The sequence below is a fragment of the Roseovarius sp. ZX-A-9 genome (assembly GCF_028369135.1).
Classification (GTDB): domain Bacteria; phylum Pseudomonadota; class Alphaproteobacteria; order Rhodobacterales; family Rhodobacteraceae; genus Roseovarius.
Map to the genome: position 1 here is coordinate 1 of NZ_JAPWHW010000005.1, position 22,242 is coordinate 22,242.

A 22,242-nucleotide genomic window follows, 5' to 3' on the forward strand; every position below is an offset into this window, starting at 1 on the left:
TCCCCACAAATCAAAGAAGCCTCTGAATCGCAGATCAGGCGCTATGCCGTAAGTGTGGGGGAGGCGCACCGCTTACGTCGCATTGAATGGGTGCCGTAAGCAGTTACCTCCAGCCCAATCGAAGACACCCAGTCCCGCACGATACGGGCATACTGGCGCGTTGGAATATGAAGGCGCTCGTGGAAGCGCCCCGGCCAGAGAAATTCGGACCCGACCATCAGCGGATCTTTCATCCACGTCGCGACCGATGCCCGTGTGCCCTCCGAGATTTCAAACCGAACCGGTTTTTGGGTTTTGCTTTGCAGAACGGATGCGCGGGCTTTGATCTGCCCTGAAGCCATTACATCCACGACTTTCATCCGGACGAGGTCGCAGCCGCGCAACTTGCTGTCGATGGCCATATTGAACAAAGCCAGATCGCGATGGTTCTCGGCCAATTCGAGCCGGACGCGGATGGCCCAGACATGTTTGGGCTTCAGCGGGAGCTTTTGACCGACGATGCGACCTTTGTTCCAAGCAGTACGAAGTGCGCGAATGGCCGGTAAATTTGGTGTTTTCATGATAGATCCTCCGATCCACCATTCCCTCCCATAGCGACAACCAGACGTTGACAGCGCTTTATATCACAAGATGTGCAAAAGCAGCAAAGGTCCGAAAAGAGCCCAAACTGTTAGGTTCTGCACTACCCACTAATGGCAGCTTGTCGGGAAATACGAACTATGATTGGTTGTTCGCCTATCACACGGGAAGGTACTGAATGCACAGCGATTTGGATATTGTCAGGCAGATTGCAAAATCTCTTGAGGACGAACTATCAAAACACCCGTTTCTAATAGTGAATGAATCAGAACTACAGGCTTATCTTCAACAAAGCTTATTGGAGGCATTTCCTGAGATGCCTAATCTCACCCTACATGAAGATGTGATTGACCGACGGCTGGGCAGCGATAAACGATGTCGAAGAGTTTATCGTGAGGCAAAGATCAAACCTGGGAGAAGTGCAGAACCTGATATTGTCGTTTTAAGAAATGCACCTCAGGTCATTTTAGGAAAGGGAAATGGCGCACCATCTCGGTTCCTGACGCCGTACTCACTCATCATCGAAACCAAAATGGATGCTTCACCCAACGACGTTCTGGCGGGAAAAAGTGGGAATCTCATAAATCAACTTACCCTCCGCAATGACCTAGGGAAATGGCACGTTCCATCTGAAGCGCAAGATGTCATCAGCGTAGTGTACACCGCACAACCCCAAAAATACGAGGATTGCAGCAATACAGTTGTTATCAAGCGCACTCTACCAAAAAATCGTGCTAAGGCAGCCACTGTCGAGGCGACCCACAACGCATGCCAAGCCTACAAAGAGGTAGAGACGGCGCTTTTTGAAGAGTTCCGGCGAGAGCCGTTCAAGTTTCTGCGCGAAAAAGATTTTGAAACGTACCTATTTGTTAAAATGCGAACAGCCGTGGACGTCAATCCAAGTGAACTCCATCCTGTCCACACGCAATGGTGGTCGGCGTGGAAAAACTTGCTGGGACGAAAAAGGCGTCACGACCTTGTGGTCCTTGCGCCAAATCGAGAGGATCTTGCGCTGGAAGTTGAACTTAAGACATCACATTCGGATCAACACAATTGGTTCCGCAAACAGCAATTACATGGCGAGTGCGACGCGATGCATCGACTTGTCGAACACGGGAAGTTGAATCGTGCTGTTTTTCTTATGTATCGTTTCGGAGCACCTAAATGGGAACCCGACGCTGAAGAAGTTTGCAATCGGTTTCCAAATGTATCTTTGGACTATCGCTGCTCAGATTGACGCCTTTCGCGTAGCCCCAATGGCCATTAGAGGGTGCCGCTAGTTTGATTGGCGAGAAAATTGGGATTATCCCAGATGAAGTGAGCAGTATTCGGGTATTTTGGATCATATTTTCCTTCGGCCTATGTGCCCTCAGGAAAGCTGCCATTGGCGCAACCGCAGCGAAAGCCCGTTCCGTCCCGCTGACCGACGTTTCTGCCTACCAAAATGCTGCACCATGCACCAATGGCCGCTTCGACGGGCCGCATCGCAGCATCTTGAGGTGGTGATGAAAGGCAGCAATGGTGAAGGTTTTCTGATGCGGGTCGCGGCGGAACGGAGCGATTTTGCGCGACCACGACCCGCGTTGGAAAACCTCCCAAGGTGGAAGCCGCGGGGGTCTTGGCCCCGTCTATGGGGAAAGTGTGCAGTCGGTTGGGGCGACCGTTGCATCAGTGCTGTGGCTGAAGTTGTGCATGGTGCCCGATGCGCTCGTGCGGTCGGCTGGGGATGCCGAAGAAGCTGTGTGTTTCGGTGTCATGGCCGCCTTTTGTGACGCTGGAGATGAACAACCACACGCCGTTCGGACCAAATCCGCGGAGTGCAGTTGGTCGTTTTCCGTGACGACTGACAAGCGATGTGTCATGCTGCCTGCTCCCTTGGTGGTGCGCGCGACATCGGTTTTTGCCCGCGTCGGAATATCTCGATGATACGCATGGCGCCGCCACAGCAGGGACATGGCTCGCGCAGGGTGAGTGGAGCGATCTCTGGCTCTGTTTCCGGCGCTGCCACCTGTTCAGGCGGCGGGACGTAAATCAAGGCGCGGATATTCCTAATGTTGGCTTTGCGGGTTGTGTTGGCCAGCAAACCGTAGTGCCGGATGCGATGGAAGCCGTCGGGCAGGACGTGGATAAGAAACCGGCGGATGAACTCCGGTGTCGCCAGGCGCATGACCTTTTGGCGGATGCCCGATTTGATGCGGTAGTCCTTCCACCGAAAGGCCACGGTCTCGGCATCCGCACTGACCAGGCGGGTGTTGGAAATCGCGACGCGATGCGTATAGCGGCTCAGATAGGCCAGCACCGCCTTTGGACCCCCGAAGGGCGGTTTGGCATAAACCACCCATTCGGCTTTGCGGAAGGGGGCAAGCCAGGCCGCGAAGGGTTTAGCATCTGACAAACCGGCCAGATCGCCGAAGAAGGTGAGTTTGCCTGCGTGATGCAAATCCATCAGCCCCTCCAAAAACAGACGTCGGAACAGCCGGGCCAGCACCCGCACATGCAGAAAGAACCCCGGGCGGCAGGCGACCCACCTCGTGCCGTCAGGCGACAGGCCGCCACCGGGGACGATCATGTGGATGTGGGGATGATGGGTCAGCGCCGATCCCCAGGTGTGCAGCACGCTGGTCATGCCCACCCGCGCGCCCATGCGCTTGGGGTCTGCCGCGATGGTCCTCACCGTCTCGGCGGAAGCCTTGAACAACAGCCCATAGATGGCCTTCTTGTTCCAAAACGCGATCTGGGCGATCTCGGCTGGCAGGGTGAAGACGACGTGGAAATATTCCACCGGCAGCAGATCCTCGGCCCGCGCCTCCATCCAGTCGCGTGCGGCCGGGCCCTGACATTTGGGGCAATGTCGGTTCTTGCAGGAGTTATAGGAGATATGATGGTGGCCGCACTTGGTGCAGCCCGCCACATGCCCCCCGAGCGCTTCGGTTCGGCAGGCTTCAATCGCCGACATCACCTTGAGCTGGGTCAGGCTGACATGCCCCGTATTGGCCTGCCGCCACGCAGGACCGTGAGCGCGAAAGATGTCAGCGATCTCCAGCCTGGGCCGGGGCAACGCCCGGACCGGTCACTCCAGACTTCGCTTCACCGTCTGATCCTGCAATTTGGCCAGCATCTCGTAAGGGCTGACCGTGTCGCGGATCGTCTTGGTGGCGACATGGGTGTATCGCGCGGTAGTCGTCAGCTTGGCGTGGCCGAGAAGCACCTGGATCACCCGCACGTCCGTATTGGCCTCCAGCAGATGCGTCGCAAAGCTGTGCCGCAATGTGTGCAGGGTCGCGACCTTCTTGACCCCGGCCATATGCTTGGCCGAGGTGAAAGCGCGGTTCAACTGCCGTGGCGAAATCGGGTTGATCTTGGGCTTGCCAGGGAAGAGCCAGCCTTCCGGTCGTGCCTCGCGCCACCAGGCACGTAAAAGCTCCAACAATCCTGGCGATAGCATCACCTTGCGGTCTTTCTGCCCCTTGCCCAGCTCGACATGGATCAGCATCCGGTCGCTGTCGATGTCGCCGACCTTGAGGTTGCAAACCTCGGCGGCGCGCAAACCTGCGCCATAGGAAATGCTGAGCGCGGCGCGATACTTCAACCCAGGCCCGGGTGCGGCCATCAGGATGTCGGAAACCTCCTCGACGCTGAAGACCACAGGCAGTTTGCGCGGTTCGGTGCGGAATTGCATGTAGCGCTTCATCTCTTCACGCCCGCAGGTCATGCCGAAAAAGAACCTCAGCGCCACGATGCGCGTGTTGAAGGTCGATGGTGTGACTCCAGCATCCGTCATATGGAGCTGATAGGCGCGTAGATCCTCCGGCGTCGCCGTATCTGGTGATCGCCCAAGGAACGCCGCAAAATCCTTGATTGCCCGAATATGAGACTTTTGGTGTTTGTCACCCATCCCACGGATGCGCATGTCCTCGATCATCCGCTGGCGCAGCGGGCTCATCTTCTCCTGTGTCATGGGAACCTCCTGATTGACGAGTGAGAAACCCCAATCGTCAGGCAGGTCGGTCAGATCGCAAAATGCACATCGTTATGGGGCGTGTCACGCCATCAGCCAAATGTGCCAATGCCGCGGAGCGGCTTCGTCCTTGGGCCGGTCGCGCCAATTGGCTTAGCTCGGCCTTCTCGACTTTGCAAAGGTCACTTTCTGCGCATTGCTGCCGTTCGTGGCGGGTGCAACGAATGACGGCTCACCGTCCTGGTGTTGATGGACGCGAACGGCCCATTGCTTCCGCTTACGACGCTATTCGTCACCGCAGCGCAGCATTCGCATTGCTGCCATTCGTTTCTCTTGCAGCACTTACTAGCGAGAACAGACGATGCAGGCGCGCTTCATGACGAAAACTTCCAATTGCGTATCAGTCGGGAGAGCGTGCCTCGTGTTTCAGCCACTCCGCAAACAGATCAATTCGCGGGTCCGAGATTCGGCTGTCGGTCACGATGTGGATACCGTGAGGCCGTTCCACTGTAAGCGGATTGAGGTGGATCAGTCGCCCCGCCTGCTCGTCCGCTGAGGTCATGCGGGGGTCGGCCAGTATCACGGATTGGCCCGACAAGGCTGCGTCAAACATGAAGGCCCGGCTTTCGTATGTGAATGCGTCGACACTTTTTCTGGTCCCCGCACCGGCCGCTTCGGCCCAAGCCACCCAGTCATCGCGCCAATGATGCGCACAAGCAAGGGGTAGGCCAAGAATATCCTCGGGGGCCATCGGCAGGCCAATGCCTTCCACAAGTTGCGGCGCGCAAACCGGACGAACTTGGTCCCGGAAGATCAGGGTGGAGGAAAGGCCTTCCCAAGCCCCGGCGCCAAATCGAACGGCCGCATCGAAATCCGTATTTCCCAGATTTTCATAGTCGAAGGACAGGGATGGCTTGATCGTCATGCCCGGATGCAATGCGAGAAATCGTGGCAGTCTCGGCAAGAGCCAGCGATTGCCGAAGAAGGGCGCGACGGTGATCCTGAGGCAGCCGCTCAGATCTGACGTGCGGGCATTGGCAGCCGCTGTTTCGAGATCGTCCAACGCCTGCCCGACGGTTGCGGCGAGGGCACGCCCGGCGTCGGTCAGAATGATCTTTCGGGTCTTTCGATGAAACAGGGCGGTGTTCAGTGATTGCTCCAGCGCCTTGATCTGATGTCCTACCGCAGCCGGCGTAACGCAAAGCTCTTCGGCACCGAGCTTGATGCTCTCATGTCGCGCCGCAGCCTCAAAGGCTCGGAGCTGGTTGAGGGATGGCAGGCGCCGGCTCACGAAAGAGATACCTTAGATTTTCTAAGTCATCCGTCAAACTAAGTTCGTTTGCCACGAATAGCCAGCAGAACCTATCCTTGGCTCAAGGCCTGAACGGGCCATGCACAGGAGGTTCTCATGCCAGACGCCCCCCCGGAACTGCCACATCACTCTGCTGATATATTCCTGACTGATGGCGGGACGGAAACTTGGCTGATGTACAAGCGCGGGTTCGAGTTGCCGGAATTCAGCGCCTTTCATCTTCTCAACGACAAGAAGGCCACCTCAGCCATACGCGAATATTACCGGGCTTTTGCCGATATCGCCGTGACCCTCGGAACCGGATTCATATTCGATAGCCTGACCTATCGCGCCAGCCGGGATTGGGGCCAACTTCTTGGCTATTCCGAAGAAGGTCTGGCCGAGATGAATCACAAATGCCTTGATCTCTACCGCAACATCGCGATTGAGGCCGGGCTGGCGCACGAACACGTCGTAGTCAGCGGATGCATCGGCCCAAAAGGTGATGCCTATCATTCCAACAAGGAATTGACCGCCGAAGGCGCTGAAGCCTATCACACCGCGCAGATCGAGACCTTCAAGGCAGGCGGCGCGGACATCGTGACCGCTCTGACCTTGAACGCTACCGCCGAGGCCATCGGTATCGCCAGGGCCGCTGCAACTGTCGGGGTGCCGTCTGTAATCTCCTTCACGCTTGAGAAAAATCGCAAGCTGCGCAGCGGTGAAACCCTCCGCCAAGCTATCGAGGCGGTGGACGCCGCGACCGGTAACGCGCCCGCCTATTACATGATCAACTGTTCACATCCGGTGGACTTCGGACCAGCTCTGGCCCCCGAGCCATGGGCTGATCGGATCCGCGGCTTGCGGGCAAACGCATCGTCCCTCGATCACGGAACGCTCTGCCAACTGGGGCATCTCGAAGAAGGCAATCCGGACGAACTGGCGCAGCAATATCGAGCCCTCAAGGTGGCCTTCCCCCGGCTGAACGTGTTTGGCGGGTGCTGTGGCACCGACTTCGTTCACGTGAGGGAAATCGGTAAGGCGATACTCGCCTCCTGATAACTGCACTGTCCGAGCCAAACCCGTGTCTTGGTACATGAGTGGCTGCTTTCGTCCTGCTCTAGCATGACCCGAAAACTTGCAGCGAATGACCAATCTCCGCCCCTTTAGGAACAGCTCCGTTCGGCCCGTCGCAGTTAATCAACGCAATAGCAATATGCTGCGGTGCAGCCCGCCATTGCTGTCATCCGTTCTTCGTGCCGCACTGTGCCAACTCAATCCTCGATGAACCAACAACTTTAGCAGCTATAGCTACGGCGCTTGCCTTAGCTGGATAGCCCAACGGTTTCGGAGTGCGTGATAGTGCCGACGAAGCAAGCCTTCTCAGTGACCCTGCTTCAGGTAGCTTGGACAGGGTCACGTCCAACCGAGCGCAACAGCACCGCGGCGACCAGATCGCCCGTGACGTTGACCGCCGTGCGGCTCATGTCGAGCAGACGGTCGACGCCCAGAATAATCACCATACCCTCGACGGGAATGCCCATGTTGGTGGCGACGCTGACCAGAATGGCGATGCTGACCCCCGGCGTGCCGGGCGCGCCGATGCTGGAGGCCACAAGAGTGCCCACGATCACAGCGATCTGAACCGAGGTCAGTTCCACACCGGAAAGCTGCGCCAGAAACAGGATCGCCACCGCCTGATACAAAGCGGTTCCGGCCATGTTCATTGTCGCCCCAAGCGGCACGACCAAGTTGGCGATGCCCTCGGGTACGCCAAGTTCGCGAGCAGATTGGATTGTCACCGGCATCACCGCTGACGAGCTTGATGTCGAAAAGGCCAGCAACAGGTTGCTGCCCGCCGCCTTCGTAAGGCGCAGGGGCGTGATCCCGGCAAAGACCAGCGCGATCAGTAAGTAGAGGCACAGCAGCACCGCAAGCCCCAGCAGCACGGTCCCGACATAGCCCGAGATGCCCAGCATGGTTTCGAACCCCATGCGCATCACCAGTTGCGCCATCAGGCCGAAAACTGCGAAAGGTGCCAGAAACATGGCCCATTTCACGATATTCATCGAGATCGACAGCAGCGCTTCCATCAGCGCCAGGAAGGGCCGTGCGCGCTCGGGCTGGACCTGCGTGACCGAGACGCCCACCAGCAACGCCAGCACGACCACCGCCAGCATGTCCCCCTGCACGATCGAGGCTGTGGGGTTCGTCGGAAGAATATCGACGATCATGTCCGGCAAAGACACCTGAGCGGCCGGCGCTGGCAAATCGGGTATGTCACCGGTTTGGGACGGCACGCTTGACGCGGAAGGCCCCTGTGAAAACCCGGCGAGCCCAACGCCGGGCCGCAACCACTGAGCAAGCGCCACACCAATCATGGCGGCGACTGTCGTGGTCGCAAGGATGAAAGCGGCCAGCCGCAACCCGACCGAGCGCAGCTGTTCGCCCGACCCTGCCCCCGAGAGCCCCTCGACAATCGACGAAAAGATCAGCGGCACCAGCACCATGGCGATCAGGGCCAGGAAGATGCGCCCCGGCAGCGCCAGCCAATGCCCGATGATCTCGGCCGTGTCGGGGAGAACAAACCCGGCGGGTTCGCTCAGCAGCAGGCCAAGGCCAAACCCCAGGACCATCCCGAGCATGACCTGGGCCCAGAGCCGGGAGGTAATCCAGACTCTCAGCTTGAAACGCTGCTGCGAGATCCGCATCGTGCTGTCTTGTCTATCACTTGCCATGGCTGCGCCTTCTAAATCGGGGGGCCGGCGAATTCAAACCGCGCAAAACAAATTCCCGTTTGGGCATCTATTATGTATCAATCCAGCGTTCTAAAAGCGGCGGTTTCGCGAAGAACAAACAAGCTAAACACGCCGCCCCATCACGGAATGTCTATTTTCTGCACCGAGCGGCCCATCAGTCAGCCTGAAGCGCGCTTTCAGTTTCCAATGATTTCGACCCGGCGATTCATGCTCCGCCCTTCAGCGCTCGTATTATCAACGATTGGCTCAGTTTCCTTGCGCCCTTCGGCGGATATGGTTGTGTCCTTCAGGATCGGCAATGCTCTCAGGTAATCGCGCACAGCCAGCGTTCGGCTTTCAGACAGGGCAAGGTTATACTCGTCACTTCCCGATGAATCCGTATGCCCGATGACCCGGAATTCGCGCAGAAGGTGCTCAGGCGTTTTCCAATGGTGGATCAAACGTAATTCCTTTCAACCGGTGATCCGCACACACGGCCCTGAGTGGTCCTTTATCGCAAGTGTAGCGAACGACCGCCTGGCCGCCCTACTTGCCGTTCTGATCCTGTCTGAGAACCCCTTCAGCCCCCTTGACCTCTTCGAAGACCAGTTCAGGCACGACGACTTCCCAATTAGCGCGTTTCATCAAGTGATGAAAACGCTCATCGGCATCGTCTTTGCGCCAATGTATGATAGCCGCGATCTCGCCTGTGACGAATTTCGTGCCGTTCGGTGGCGCGAACGCTTTTGACATCCGCCCGAGGGCACGCCCCCGAGCATCCTCAATCTGCCAGCGATCGCCGACCCTGGAGAGCCTTACTGGCGCGCCGACCTGTGCTTCGGAAATCGCGTTATGTACAACGTGCCGGTCACCTTGGCGTCCCGCGAATGACAGGTCGACCATCTTCATTTCGGGCGATTGAAAAAACCGGCGTGGGCCGGGAACCGTCGCCAAGTCTGGCACCACATGCCGCGTGACCACGGAAGACGACTCGGTGGGAAGGTATTCGTGATTGTCGTTGCTCATGACGATCAAATTGCGCCGCGCACGTGTCATGGCGACATAGAACAATCGTCTCGGCGCGTCCTGATCCTCGTTTCGCGAGGGTCGCTCCCAGCCGCCATCCATGATCACGACATCATCGAATTCGAGGCCCTTTGCACGGTGTGCCGTCAACAATTTAAGGCCGCGCTGCTCGCCCCATGAATCCTTCGACCATTCTGCAAACCATTCAATCACGTCCGGGGTCGTGAGCGCTTTCCCGTCAATGTCGCGCGCAAGCTGTCCAAGTCCCTCGCCGATCCGGTCGGTCCAACGGCTTGAGGGTATCCCGTTCAAGGTTTCGGTCAGGTCGCCCAAGCTGACCATGGCCCCGTCCCTCTCGCGCAGGCCGCCGATAAACCCCTGCATCTCGCGGGTGCGCCATATACTTGGCAGGTTCTCGTTCGCCATTTCGACGGGAATTCCCTGCGCCTCAGCGAAATCGCGGACCGGCAGAAGTTTGCGCCAATCACGAGAAATGATTGCAGCCCCCTTCCAGCTCCAATCCGGGATCAATTTTGACAGACGGATCATCTCGTTGACCGCCGCAAGAGCCTGAGCGTCATTCCCAGCCGGACAGCTAAGGATTTGGACCCGCCCCTGAGCAACCGGATCGAGGCTTTCCATGACACCCCCAGCCGGGTCTTTTTGCCGCGATTGGTTGACTGTAATCCCATGCCCGACTTTCATGCGTTCCCGAGATCCCTCGATCACGGCGTTCGCTGCACTGATGATGTTCTTCGATGAGCGGTAATTGTCCGTCAGAAAGACCGGCCTGGCTGAATAATCATGTTCAAACTGCCGAATGTGACGCACCGATGCACCTGCAAACGCATAGATATTCTGGTCGTCATCGCCGACCGCGAAAAGGCTGATCCGTTGATCGGGATCGTCGATGCTGCGACCGGCCACCGCCGCGATCAAGGCGTATTCCTCGGGCCCCACGTCCTGATATTCGTCCACGAGAATCCAGCGAAACCCCTGGATCAAAGTCTCTCGCAAGGCTTCGGCCTCGACTTTGTCCAGCCCGTCGCCACGCAAGAGACGTGCCGCATCGGTCAGAAGCGTCTTAAAATCGGGCTCATCAACCCCTGCCCGTCCGGCGAAACTTGCGCCAACCAACCGCATGGCCAAGGCATGGATAGTCAAGACCGTCACGAATCGAGCATCTTCGCCGATCAGTCGACGCAAGCGTTCCCGAATCTCGGCTGCGGCGTGACGATTGTAGGCAAGTACCAGAATACCGCTTGGATCTTCGCGCTTGATACTGACCAGATAGGCGACACGATGGACCAGCACGCGTGTCTTACCCGAGCCCGGCCCCGCGAGCACAAGCACATTGGTCTGTTCGCGGTCATCACGCACGATCTGCTCTTGTGTCGAATTCCCCAGTTTGTCGACAATCTCGGCATAGGACTGGGGGGTCGCCTGCCGTCTGAACTCTGATATTTTCCCCGGCATCCAGGCTTTCATGAAGTCGGACTGCTCCATCGCGAAATAGTCATGCGCGAGCCGCTGCGCCTGATCGATATCGTCTATGCCTTTGGTCGCGTAAGCCGCCATCACGTGGGTCTGGACGGTCTGCTCACTGTAGTGGTCTTCGAGCGGCGCGAAATGCTGGGTGGTGAAGCCTCCACCTTTCGGATTGATATGCAACGTCATGGCCGAGCGGAATACGGACAATCCCTTGCCCAAAGTTACGACCTGCTGTTCGTGAAGCCACAGGAGCGCGCGGTCCATGAGCTTCGACGGGTCATTGACTGACGAGCGCAACAGCGCGTCGCTGTTAATCGCTGCAAGAAGGTCACCAAGCGTGGTCTCGACAGGAATATCTTTCCCACGCAGGCCCGCCTGAACCTTGTCGATCAAGTGTGAAATTAGCCGCTCTGCGGCCTGCCTGCGAAGCTGAGCGGTCTGCTCGATGACCGCCCATGATCTTTGCATCCGCACCACGAGACTGCCTTTGGACGCCTTGCGCAGGCCGATATTGCCTCTGCCGCCATCCATATCGCGGCCATCCTGCGCAATCCCACGCAGTAACCCTTCGACAATATCCGGCCGCACAGAGGCGTGGCCCAACTCTCGCAGAGCCTGCGCCACAGAGGCCAGATGGCAGGGCCAAGCCTCGTCGATTTCCACGTCTGGCGCTTGCTCTCGCAGGGTCGAAATCAAATCTGCTTCCAACCGTGACGCTGCTTCGAACCGTTTCGGCGAAGCATTCTCAATACGCACATGCACGAAGATTGTGATGTTTGTATCATCCTTTGCAATCCCCAAGGCTTCGAGGTCTGCCAGGGCCTTGCGCACGCCCGACACAGTCAAGCCACTGACCCCGCACAGCTCGTCGGTGGTGATCCCCTCTTCCTGCGGCGCGTTGATAATATGCTGCACGATGGCGGCCAGGTCCTTCCGCCGACGTTCGGTGATCTCGGCGGATGCGAGGATTTCGCGGACCTCCTGCATACTCCGCACCCGCAACGAGGCGGGAAACACCTGCACCCGGTTTTCTTCGCGGTTCAGAAGGTGCGCCTCTTCCAGCCAAGCGACGGCTGTCTTCACTCGCGTATCGTCGGTATTGCTGTCCCGCTGGAAATCCCGGTCTTTCTCCTCGTGAACGATCTCACCGGGGGTGGCGACGATTTCACCATCTTTTCCGGTCCGAATATTGAGGCGCCGAAGCGCCTTCAATATCGCGCCAATTTCGTGCCGCGCGAGTCGAGACCGCGCGCTGAGGCTGAACTGACGATCGACGTCTTCGGTATTGAACAAAAGGACGCAGTTTGCAGGCTCACGGTCCCGCCCGGCGCGCCCCGCCTCTTGCACGTAGTTTTCCAGCGACCCCGGCACATCCCCGTGAACCACCAGACGGATGTCCGGCTTGTCGACCCCCATCCCAAAGGCGTTGGTGGCCGCAATCACGCGCAGATTTCCGACGCGGAAGTCCTCCTGGATCTCACGCTTGTCATCGGCACTAAGACCCGCATGATACCGTTCAGCGGCGATGCCCTGTTGTTTCAGAAACTCCGCCACGCGCTCGGTGGCGCTTCGGGTCGCACAATAGACGACCGCCCCCGACACGCCCTCGCGCGGAAGCTGGGCTTCGATCGTGTTGAGGATATCCGTCATCTTGGTTGCCCGCTGCGTTGGCAGCACCTGGAAGCTCAGATTCGACCGCGATGCGCCACCGTCGATCAACGCCAACTCGGCCCCCAACCGCTCTTTGAAGTGACTGCGGATGTCCTGCACTACGTCCGGCTTTGCCGTTGCGGTCAAACAAAGCACCGGAGCCGGTTCGTCGCCGGAGCTTTCCTTGATAAATCGCGAAACGTAGCGATAATCGGGCCGGAAATCGTGCCCCCATTTGGACACGCAGTGCGCCTCGTCCAGCACCCACAGCCCCACCTCGCGCTGTGCCAGAACGGACCGAACTGTTGTGCTGCGCAGTTGTTCGGGCGAAATCAAAAGGATCGCAGCATCCCCAAGCCGCACCTTGTCGAGCGCATCCTGACGCTCGGGCAAAGACAATAGCCCGTTAATCGTAACCGCCGACGAAATTCCGGCCCGGACCAAGCCCTGAACCTGGTCCGCCATCAGCGCGACAAGCGGCGATATAACGACCGTCAAGGCCCCGGTCTTGTCAAACCGAGACAGCGCCGGGATCTGATAGCAGATGGATTTTCCCGTGCCCGTCGGCAGGATGCCCAACAAGTGGCCGCCATCCATGGCCGTCTCTACGATCTTCTGCTGCAGCGGGCGTCCGCCCTCGTCGACCGGTTCCGGGCGGAAACTTGGGAAGCCGAACCAGCGTTCGAGTGCACGGATGGGATCGTTGTGCTCTGTGCAATAGGCACAGCGCAGGTCACGACAATTCGTGTCCCTCAGATCTTTGACGAGCCGGGCTGCGTCACTGAACTGCGCCCGCACCCAGGGCGGCATGACAGAATCCCCACCAGCGACCGAAATCCAGGCAAGGGCATATGCCATCGGCCACCCCAGCCCAGTGTCCTGGTGTCGCTCGAGCACAGCGTCCACCTGCGCGCCGCAGGCCGCCTCTTTTAGAAGCACCCGAATGGCCCCGTGCGCTTCCGCTTCGGTCGGGATAGACGCCCCGCGCACGTCGCTGAACAACCGATCAAAGCCGTCGCTACCGGGCCCTCGGCAGCAAAGCCAGTGATAGGCCATCATCGTCTCTGGCGACGACGTGTTCAGTGAAATGAAGGCGTCGATCTGGTTGCGAAGGACTTCGAACACAAGACGCGCGTCGAACTCGGGATCATTGACGTGACCAGTTTGAAGCCGCCCATCGTGGTAGTGTTTGACCAGATGGTGATAGGGATTGCGCGGAAAGGCCAAGGGGTTTAGCCACAGTGTGTCAATCGGTCCATCCGCGAGCTTTGCGAAGCGCGGCGACACCGCCATGAGATGCGGCAAGTCATGACGCAGAATATTGTGCCCAATGACATGCGCAAAGCCCGCACAGAAAAGGTCGAGTTTTTCAAACGCGGGCCTCGGGTCACCTTTCCGATGAACAATCCCCTCTCCTTCACCTTCCGGCACGGCGGCAAAGGCGAATATCCGGGCTTCTTTGGGATCGACTTCCAGATCAATTGACAGACAGCGCGACAAGATTTCGGATGGGTTCCGCTGCATTTGAATATCGATATTGTCCGCCGGATCAGTCCTTGATGTTTCAGGTTTCTGTAGCCAGTCACGGGCAAGGACTTTCGATATACCTCGGGAAATTATATTTTTCATATTGGCATGTTAGTATTCATTTCCAAGGAGCGGGACCATCGGCCGCCATTTGACCAAAAATGTTCTCTCGATGCCATGCCAGATTTGCCGGGTGCGGCCAGTTTCTTTCGTCTTTGGGCATCCAGATCTTTCCATCCGGACACAAAAGCCGATCAACGACGGCACCCGGCACTTTATTGCGCGACACAAGGATTGTCTCACCATCATTGGCGACTGAGATCAGCCCACGATCGAACATCCAATGCAATGTGCCTGAAAGCGCCAGCCCGTTCCTCACAGAGTCGCTGCCGTTATGTTCAACGGGGCGGATATGGGCGGATTGGATATGCAAATAACCCGACGATCCTCAAAGAAGGGCTGAAACGAGTGTCCGCGTTTTTAGCCAACCAGTCTTAGGCCCATGCCACGTCAAAAGGATTTCCAATGCTCCCCTCAATTTGCGCAGCAATTGTCACGCCCATAACATCCTCGTTCGACGTGGATATCCCAAAGCTCGCTGCCCATGCGAAAGGCGTATTGGACAACGGCTGTGATGGCGTAGTGCTGTTTGGCACAACAGGCGAGGCCGCATCATTTGGACTCGCACAGCGCCAGGCAACGCTGAATGGGCTGATCAAGCATGGCGTTCCTGCAACCAAAATTATCGTCGGAACAGGGTGCTGCTCATTTGCCGACACAGCTCTGCTGTCACGGCACGCCTTGGGACATGGCTGCGCAGCCGTGTTGGTCCACCCGCCCTACTTCTTCCGCCCTGCAGAGGACGCAGGCGTTTATCGGTTTTTTGCGGGCCTTGCTGACACATTGGGCGAGGCAGCGCGTGACATACTGTTCTACCACTTTCCTGAAATGACAGGCGCACCCATTTCACACAATGTCATCGCAGACCTGTTTGAGGCTTATCCTTCGGTGTTTGCAGGCATCAAAGATAGCACCGGCGTGATCGAGCACACGCTTAGCCTCGTGCAACAGTTCCCGACCCTCAAGGTGTATTCTGGCGACGACGACTTGTTGTGGCCGGTTCTGACCGCTGGCGGTCACGGCGTGATCACCGCCACCGCCAATTTGACGCCACACCTTTTGGCGGAAGTTAAATCGGGATGGCACGACAATACCCAGGCGGCACAAGACGCCCAGACCGTGTTGGCCGGACTGTGGAACAAGACACTGCTATCCTATCCCGTCAGCGAAGCTGTTAAGGAAATTATCGCCCACTTAACGCAAGATGGCAGTTGGCGGAACCTTGCTCCACCACTTTCGCGCCTTAGCATGAAACAGCGCACTCAATTGTTGAAAGATGTTTCGCCCTACATGCCCCATTTGCAGGTTTTGTGATGACGTTCACAAGCCTTTGGGAATCATGTTTAAAGGGGACTGGTTGTCCAATGAAACGTCATTTAGTTGAGTCCGAGGTTCTGCCACCTGCGTGAAAATTCGATTGGTTGCCTGTAGCCGGACCTTCGCTGCCGCCTGCACCATGGTCTGCTATGGACCGAGATCGACAGCCTTACAAAACCGGATGGCATTAGGGAAATCTCGATGCCAAGATACTTCTGACAGATATTTTGACGCAGACTCGCCAGGGATCAAACCGGGCTGTCACTGCGATGACCAGAACATCCCGGTTTCGCAGGCGCTCTCTTTTGGTAAAGCCTGAAGTGCGTCCCAGTGTTCGACAATCTTTCCTAGCCGGAACGAGGCGAAAGATGTCGATACCAGCATATTCCAGCCCTACGGGGCAGGCTTGGTAGCAATGTAGAATAACATCATTGCCTTCGGCAAAGGCACGCTTGACCTGCACTCGTTTGCCGGGAAACCCGGAGGCCATGCGCTCAAAAAAGTGATGAAGCCTTCCTTGCCAGTGTCGATATACGGCTTGTGTTGGATGTAGTCCTCGCCGGCTTGGCGTTCGACCGCCATGCGGGGCTCAAGAGCGCCGCCATCGCAACATCAAACTGCACGGGTCGAGCCCAGACTACGCAGAAGATGAATTTTTGAACGGCGACGGCGCCGCGTTCTGCTGATTTTTGCTAACTGCAATGAGCCAATCAAGGAAAATCTTCACCGCCGAATTAGCGGAGTAATCGCCGGTCACGCCAGCGCAGTACCAGGTACACAGCATGTCATCAGGCAATAGTCGCACCAGGTTCCCTTGGGAGATCTCGTTTGCACACAATATATCATCAGCAAGAAAAACCCCCTCGCCATCTGCCGCGGCGTCGATGGCCAGAGACAGATCCGAATAGACGTATCCGGTTCGCCAGGCCGTACTGTCAGGCACGTGTTCACTGAACCATCGGCGCCACATCAACCTGCTGTTGTCATGGATCAGGGGTAAGTGGTTGAAATCGGAAATCCTTATGACACCGGGGATCTTTTCCAGAAAGCCCGGTGAGCAGGCAGGGTATCCGTATATCGGGAAAAGCCGGTCGGAAATATGGACAAACTCTTTCAGCCGCTCTTCGAAATGAATGATGACGTCGATGTTCGAACCTTGCAGCGATTTCTGATCCCAGCCTGAAACGAGCCGGATTTCGATCTCCGGATGCTGGTCACGGAACTCCGAAAGACGTGGTCTGAGCCATCGGGATGCAAATGCGGGTTCTGCACTGACATTTATCGGCAGTTTTTTGGTGGAGCGCTGTACAAATTCGCAAGCTTCGAAAAGGATTTCGAACGCATCGTTGACGCGCGGACGCAGGGTGGCACCTTCGCTGGACAGAAGGACGCGGTTGCCGTGGCGCTCGAAGAGCTTCACCTGAAGCCAGTCTTCCAGTGCGCGTATCTGCTGGCTGATAGCGCTGTGGGTGACGCCAAGCTCCCTAGCGGCTTCGGCAAAGTTCTCGGTGCGAGATGCGGCCTCAAAAGCACGCAATGCGGCAAGCGGGGGGAGTTTGCGTCTCATTTCTTCAGCGTAAGCTGACCTAACGCTGTCGTAAAGAACTTTGAACTCACGCGTCACCTGCCAAGCATTTATTTTTGTGGAAAGAAGGATTTTCGGTCCCGACCACAAGTCGAAGCCGCCTTGGAGGGGAAATGAATACGGATACGCCAGCACTCGTTGTTCAGGATCTGCACAAAAGCTTTGGGGCCGTCGAAGTCCTGAAAGGCGTCAACCTTCACGCGAATGAAGGTGACGTCATATCGATGATCGGATCATCAGGATCAGGGAAAAGCACCTTTTTGCGCTGCATCAACCTGCTTGAAATGCCGAACTCCGGCAGTGTGGCTGTGCATGGTGAGGTCATCAAGATGAGCCCCGGGCGCCATGGTGGAGCAAAACCGACAGATCGGCATCAGGTCGAGCGTATCCGGTCCCGTCTTGCCATGGTGTTTCAGGGATTCAACCTCTGGGCCCACATGACCGTGTTGGAAAATGTTGTCGCAGGCCCAATTCACGTTCTCAAGCAGTCAAAGGCAGAAGCCACCGAGCGTGCGGAGGAGATGCTGCACCGTGTCGGCATGTTCGAGCGCCGCAACTATTATCCTGCCCACATTTCGGGCGGCCAGCAACAACGGGCGGCCATCGCAAGGTCATTGGCAATGGAACCCGAAGTGATGCTGTTTGACGAGCCCACATCGGCGCTTGACCCCGAACTGGTCGGTGAAGTCCTGAAAGTGATGCGCTCACTTGCCGATGAAGGGCGCACAATGGTCGTTGTCACCCACGAGATGGCATTTGCGCGCGACGTCTCTTCACAGGTCATCTTCCTGCATCAGGGATTGATCGAAGAGGCCGGCGACCCGAACGAAATATTCGAGAATCCAAAGTCCGAACGGTTCCGGCAATTTCTGTCGACCACAAGGAATTGATCCTACTGCGGCGACTGCTTTGGCGCTGCACCAAATTACTCAACAAGGGAGCAAGACAATGACACTCAAGAATATCATATATGCAGCACTGACAGGTGCGATGGCGCTTTCTGGTAGCCAGGCATTTGCGGCCGACACGCTGCGGATCGGCGTCGAAGGTGCCTACCCGCCGTTTTCCATGAAAGAACCGGACGGCAGCCTGTCGGGTTTCGACATCGACATAGCACTGGCCCTCTGCGCGCAGATGCAGCGCGAATGCGAACTGGTCGAGCAGGAGTGGGACGGCATGATCCCGGCCCTTGCCGCGCGCAAATACGATGCGATCGTTGCTTCCATGTCGATCACCGAAGATCGCAAGAAGATGGTCAGCTTCTCCGAGAAATATTACCACACACCCACGCGGTTCATTGCCAAGAAAGGCTCTGATATCGAGTTTACCGCTGAAGGCACCAAGGGTGTCCGCATCGGCCTGCTGCGTGGCACGACCTACCAGTGCTACGTGGAAAAGCACCTGCCCAACGCGATTGTCAGCCTCTATGCCAATCAGGAAGACGTGTATGCGGATTTGGCCAGCGGCCGTCTGGATGCGCAAATCTCGAATTCCATTCAAGCCGTTGATGGGTTCCTGAGCACGGATGCAGGTCAGGACTTCGATTTCATCGGTGGTGATCTGGATGACAAGGCATGTCTGGGCGAAGGCGTTGGTATCGCCGTGCGCAAGAACGACCCGCTGGCCGCCGAGCTTTCTGCTGCGATCGAGGCGATCCGCGCCGATGGAAGCTATAAAGCGGAGAACGACAAATACTTTGCGTTCGATATCTACGGCAACTGATCTGCACAGCACCTGAGTGTGGGGGCGGCCCGGATTGTCGCCCCTACTTCATCAAGAAACTTGGCAACGGGAGTCGCCGATGGATACGGTTTTTGAATATCGTGAAGTCATCATCAGCGGAACACTGGTCACGATTTCGCTCGCCATTCTGTCGCTTCTTTTGTCAATCCTGTGCGGGCTTGCTGGCGCATTTCTAAAGATGTCGCAATCGCGCGCACTGCAAAAAGTAGGCAATGCCTATACGACGCTGATCCGGAGCGTGCCGGAACTTGTGTTGATGATGCTGATTTTCTATGGCGGCCAAGTTGCCTTGAACAACCTGGGCGCCGCGACTGGCCTTTGGGACTACATCGAAATCAATCAATTCGTGGCAGGTGTTCTGACGCTGGGCTTCATATTTGGCGCCTACATGGCCGAGACATTCCGCGGCGCCATTCTGGCCATTCCCAAGGGGCAGTTGGAGGCTGCAATTGCCGCGGGCATGAGCCCCTACAAGGTTTTCACGGTGGTCACCTGGCCGCAGATGGTGCGATACGCCTTACCCAGCTTTGCCAACAACTGGCTCGTGCTGGTTAAATCCACGGCGCTGGTTTCAGTCATCGGTCTGCACGATCTTGTCTGGAACGCCGTCGCTGCAGGCAGATCCGTGCAGCAACTGTTCTCTTTCATGATTGCAGTGCTTCTCATCTACCTGGTCATCACAGCCATTTCCGATGTGGCCCTGCGATGGGTGGAGCGCAGGTACAGCGCCGGCATGGTCAGGGGGTAGATCCATGGAACCGGAGCGCACGTTTTCCGATTACCTCCGCTCTTTCAGCGAAGGTGCGTCACCACTCGACTTCATGCTGGTCTATGACCATCTGGATCGGTTTTTCTACGGCGCCCTTGTCACACTTGAGCTGACGTTCTTGGCGCTGGCTCTGGGCGGATTGCTCGCCATTCCGATGGCCATTGCGCGCGCCTACAAAACGCCTTTCCTCAATCCTGCCATATGGGGTTTCACTTATCTGTTTCGCGGCACGCCGCTCCTAGTTCAGCTTTACCTTATCTACTACGGTCTGGGCCAATTCGAGACGGTGCGCGAGAGCTTCCTGTGGGACCCGCTGCTCAGCAGCCCCTGGTGGTGTGTCTTGATCGCGTTCGTCCTGAACAGTTCTGCCTACACAACCGAATTCCTGCGCGGAGCGATCGAAACAACCCCGGCAGGAGAAATTGAGGCCGCCAAAGCCTGTGGAATGAGCCCGTTTACCCGGATGCGTCTGGTTGTGCTGCCAAGTGCATTTCGCCGGGCCCTGCCCGCCTATTCGAATGAGGTCATCTTCACGATCCACGGCTCAGCCATTGCCAGCCTCGTCACCGTTCAGGACCTTCTGGGCGCGGGGCGTTGGCTGAACGGGCGCTACTATCTGGCCTACGAAGGGTTCGTGACCGCGATGGTCTTTTACATGGTCATCGTCTTCATCATCACGCGCATCTTCAAGCTGGCCGAGAAGCGGTATCTCAGGCACCTGCGCGCGCGCGATACGGCCGACCCGCCAGCATTGGTCGCGCAACCCTGACCCACACTCACCCTCGAAAAACCAATATGCCCCCGGTTCCGATTGGGGCAAAAAAAGGAAAAAACATGGCCAATCCGAACGGTACAAAAAGAGACATCATCGAAGGCAAGGCAGCGCTGATTGTCATTGATATCCAACAAGGCACATTCGTGCAAAAGGAAGTCCGTTCCATTGACCATATGCCGGACTATGCAGAGCGCATGGCGCGCACCCGGATCGTGATAGACAAGGCGCGCGAGGTCGGCATTCCCGTCGTGTTCATTCAGGAAATCCATCGCGCCGACTTGATCGACTTTGGCCGCGAACTTGATGGGGATGAAGACATTCATTGCCTTGACAGCAATCCCGAAACCGAAATTGCCAAGGACGTGCTGGGGTTTCGCAAAGATGACTATCTTATCCAGAAACGCAGATATTCCGCATTCTATGGCACGGATCTTGAAATCCTATTGAAGGGTCTGAAGGCCGAAACTCTCATCCTGACAGGCGGATTGACAGACGTGTGCGTGCACTACACCTTTGCCGACGCCCATCAGGGAGATTACTTCTGCCGTGTCATTGAAGATTGCGTCGCCGGGTCCAACACCGCAGCGCATGAGGCCTCGCTGCGCGCCATGGAATATCTGCAGACAGGCGCGGTACGGTCTCTGGACGAAGTGCTGACCGCGATGAGCGCGCAGAACAGCTGACCGCGCATCCGAAGGAGGCAACCTTGGCCAGTCCTCAAGCACGTGCTGCCGTCCTGGCTCTCTTTGCGTCCGCGATGCTCAGCTTTATCGATAATTTCGTGGGCCGGGTCGCCGAAGAGGCGGCGATCTGGCAGTTTCAGGTCGTTCGCGCGCTCATCGCGATCCCACTTCTGCTGACTTTTGGACGTATGACAGGGCAGGCACTGCGCCCGGCCAATTTTCTGAACACCGCCTTGCGGAGCCTGTCCGTATCCGTCGGCCTGCTGGTATATTTTGCAGCGTTGGGAGTGTTGCCGGTCGCGCAGGCAGGAGCCGGACTATTCAGTGCGCCGATATGGGTGCTTCTACTGTCCGCTCTTCTCTTCAGGGCGCGGATCACGCTGTTTCAGGTCCTCGCGATACTGGCGGGATTTGCCGGGGTGTTGATGCTGCTGCAGCCAGATCCCGAAACGCTGAACATGCTGTCGTTTTTGCCCCTGATCGCCGGTCTGTTTTACGGGTTGGGCATGTTGCTGACCCCGTATCTGTGTGGTGACGAAACGCCAGTCGCCTTGGCGATTGGCATCTTCATCGCCATCGGGACGATCAGTCTGGCAATGCTGTTCTACTTCAGCCTGTTCCCCGTCGCGGACGCGACCTTCCTGACCGGGGGCTGGGTACCACCCACTCCAAGGTTCTTCTGGCTCACATCCTTTCAGGCCGCAGGCGCCGTTATCGCGGTAACCTGTATCGCCGAAGCCTACCGTATTGGCACTCCCTCGAAGGTCGCGGTGTTCGAATACTCCTTCCTGATCTTCGCCAGCATATGGGGCTTCATGCTGTGGGGCGTGATGACCAACGCGCTCGCAATGATCGGAATCGCGGTCATCCTGATATCCGGCACGGCTCTCACTTTGAGGTCATGAGCCAAGTTCTTGCCCACAATGACGCAGTTTATCTCGCAGGACAGGTAGCAACCACAGGCGCAAGTCTCGCGCTGCTATCCTCCGA

At 57.3% G+C, this 22,242-nt stretch carries 19 protein-coding genes; 10 read left to right on the plus strand and 9 right to left on the minus strand.

Features of this window, described 5'->3' with window-relative positions; genetic code table 11:
* Positions 1-41 precede the first annotated feature (41 nt).
* Positions 42-560, minus strand: coding sequence for an integrase (locus O3306_RS06190; protein ID WP_272004639.1), 519 nt, complete (start codon positions 558-560; stop codon positions 42-44).
* 197 nt (positions 561-757) lie between these two features.
* Between O3306_RS06190 and O3306_RS06195 the strand changes: the two genes are divergently transcribed.
* Entirely contained in the window at positions 758-1,816 is a 1,059-nt protein-coding gene (locus O3306_RS06195; RefSeq protein ID WP_272004641.1) for a hypothetical protein, read from the plus strand.
* Between the two features lie 621 nt (positions 1,817-2,437).
* Here O3306_RS06195 and O3306_RS06200 read toward each other — a convergent pair.
* From O3306_RS06200 to O3306_RS06210, 3 genes are all read right to left on the minus strand, one after another.
* Positions 2,438-3,637 (minus strand): IS91 family transposase, encoded by a 1,200-nt coding sequence (locus O3306_RS06200; protein ID WP_272004643.1) that lies wholly within the window; start codon positions 3,635-3,637, stop codon positions 2,438-2,440.
* Between the two features lie 12 nt (positions 3,638-3,649).
* Positions 3,650-4,537 carry a tyrosine-type recombinase/integrase gene (locus O3306_RS06205; RefSeq protein ID WP_272004645.1) on the minus strand — a complete coding sequence of 296 codons (888 nt, stop codon included), beginning with the start codon at positions 4,535-4,537 and terminating at the stop codon, positions 3,650-3,652.
* 400 nt (positions 4,538-4,937) lie between these two features.
* On the minus strand, positions 4,938-5,828 hold the full coding sequence (locus tag O3306_RS06210) for a LysR substrate-binding domain-containing protein (protein WP_272004647.1): 891 nt from the start codon (positions 5,826-5,828) through the stop codon (positions 4,938-4,940).
* Between the two features lie 117 nt (positions 5,829-5,945).
* Here O3306_RS06210 and O3306_RS06215 point away from each other — a divergent pair, with 117 nt between their 5' ends.
* On the plus strand, positions 5,946-6,887 hold the full coding sequence (locus tag O3306_RS06215) for a homocysteine S-methyltransferase family protein (protein ID WP_272004649.1): 942 nt from the start codon (positions 5,946-5,948) through the stop codon (positions 6,885-6,887).
* A gap of 338 nt (positions 6,888-7,225) precedes the next feature.
* Here the strand turns inward: O3306_RS06215 and O3306_RS06220 are convergent, their stop codons facing one another.
* The 3 genes from O3306_RS06220 to O3306_RS06230 all read right to left on the minus strand — a co-directional run bounded on the left by O3306_RS06220 (position 7,226) and on the right by O3306_RS06230 (position 13,858).
* Entirely contained in the window at positions 7,226-8,566 is a 1,341-nt protein-coding gene (locus tag O3306_RS06220) for a dicarboxylate/amino acid:cation symporter (RefSeq protein ID WP_272004651.1), read from the minus strand.
* Between the two features lie 197 nt (positions 8,567-8,763).
* Entirely contained in the window at positions 8,764-9,027 is a 264-nt protein-coding gene (locus tag O3306_RS06225) for an OmpA family protein (protein WP_272004653.1), read from the minus strand.
* A gap of 85 nt (positions 9,028-9,112) precedes the next feature.
* A complete protein-coding gene (locus O3306_RS06230) occupies positions 9,113-13,858 on the minus strand; it encodes a RecQ family ATP-dependent DNA helicase (protein WP_442969983.1) in 4,746 nt (1,581 codons plus the stop codon).
* Between the two features lie 183 nt (positions 13,859-14,041).
* On the opposite strand from O3306_RS06230, the gene O3306_RS06235 reads away from it, so the two are divergent.
* Complete coding sequence (locus O3306_RS06235; RefSeq protein WP_272004657.1) at positions 14,042-14,218, plus strand: hypothetical protein; 177 nt, start codon at positions 14,042-14,044, stop codon at positions 14,216-14,218.
* Between the two features lie 160 nt (positions 14,219-14,378).
* On the opposite strand, the gene O3306_RS06240 is transcribed toward O3306_RS06235, so the two are convergent.
* Entirely contained in the window at positions 14,379-14,693 is a 315-nt protein-coding gene (locus tag O3306_RS06240; RefSeq protein ID WP_334312342.1) for an HNH endonuclease, read from the minus strand.
* 92 nt (positions 14,694-14,785) lie between these two features.
* On the opposite strand from O3306_RS06240, the gene O3306_RS06245 reads away from it, so the two are divergent.
* Positions 14,786-15,694, plus strand: a complete 909-nt coding sequence (locus O3306_RS06245) for a dihydrodipicolinate synthase family protein (RefSeq protein ID WP_272004659.1) — start codon at positions 14,786-14,788, stop codon at positions 15,692-15,694.
* Positions 15,695-16,334: 640 nt separating this feature from the next.
* Here the strand turns inward: O3306_RS06245 and O3306_RS06250 are convergent.
* Entirely contained in the window at positions 16,335-17,264 is a 930-nt protein-coding gene (locus O3306_RS06250) for a LysR substrate-binding domain-containing protein (protein WP_272004661.1), read from the minus strand.
* Positions 17,265-17,395: 131 nt separating this feature from the next.
* Between O3306_RS06250 and O3306_RS06255 the strand changes: the two genes are divergently transcribed.
* The 6 genes from O3306_RS06255 to O3306_RS06280 all read left to right on the plus strand — a co-directional run bounded on the left by O3306_RS06255 (position 17,396) and on the right by O3306_RS06280 (position 22,157).
* Positions 17,396-18,172, plus strand: a complete 777-nt coding sequence (locus tag O3306_RS06255; protein ID WP_272004663.1) for an ABC transporter ATP-binding protein — start codon at positions 17,396-17,398, stop codon at positions 18,170-18,172.
* 58 nt (positions 18,173-18,230) lie between these two features.
* On the plus strand, positions 18,231-19,004 hold the full coding sequence (locus O3306_RS06260; protein WP_272004665.1) for an ABC transporter substrate-binding protein: 774 nt from the start codon (positions 18,231-18,233) through the stop codon (positions 19,002-19,004).
* Positions 19,005-19,038: 34 nt separating this feature from the next.
* Positions 19,039-19,773, plus strand: a complete 735-nt coding sequence (locus O3306_RS06265; RefSeq protein ID WP_272004667.1) for an ABC transporter permease — start codon at positions 19,039-19,041, stop codon at positions 19,771-19,773.
* 4 nt (positions 19,774-19,777) lie between these two features.
* Positions 19,778-20,563, plus strand: a complete 786-nt coding sequence (locus tag O3306_RS06270) for an ABC transporter permease (RefSeq protein WP_272004669.1) — start codon at positions 19,778-19,780, stop codon at positions 20,561-20,563.
* 65 nt (positions 20,564-20,628) lie between these two features.
* Complete coding sequence (locus O3306_RS06275; RefSeq protein ID WP_272004671.1) at positions 20,629-21,252, plus strand: cysteine hydrolase family protein; 624 nt, start codon at positions 20,629-20,631, stop codon at positions 21,250-21,252.
* 23 nt (positions 21,253-21,275) lie between these two features.
* Entirely contained in the window at positions 21,276-22,157 is an 882-nt protein-coding gene (locus O3306_RS06280; protein WP_272004673.1) for a DMT family transporter, read from the plus strand.
* Positions 22,158-22,242 lie beyond the last annotated feature (85 nt).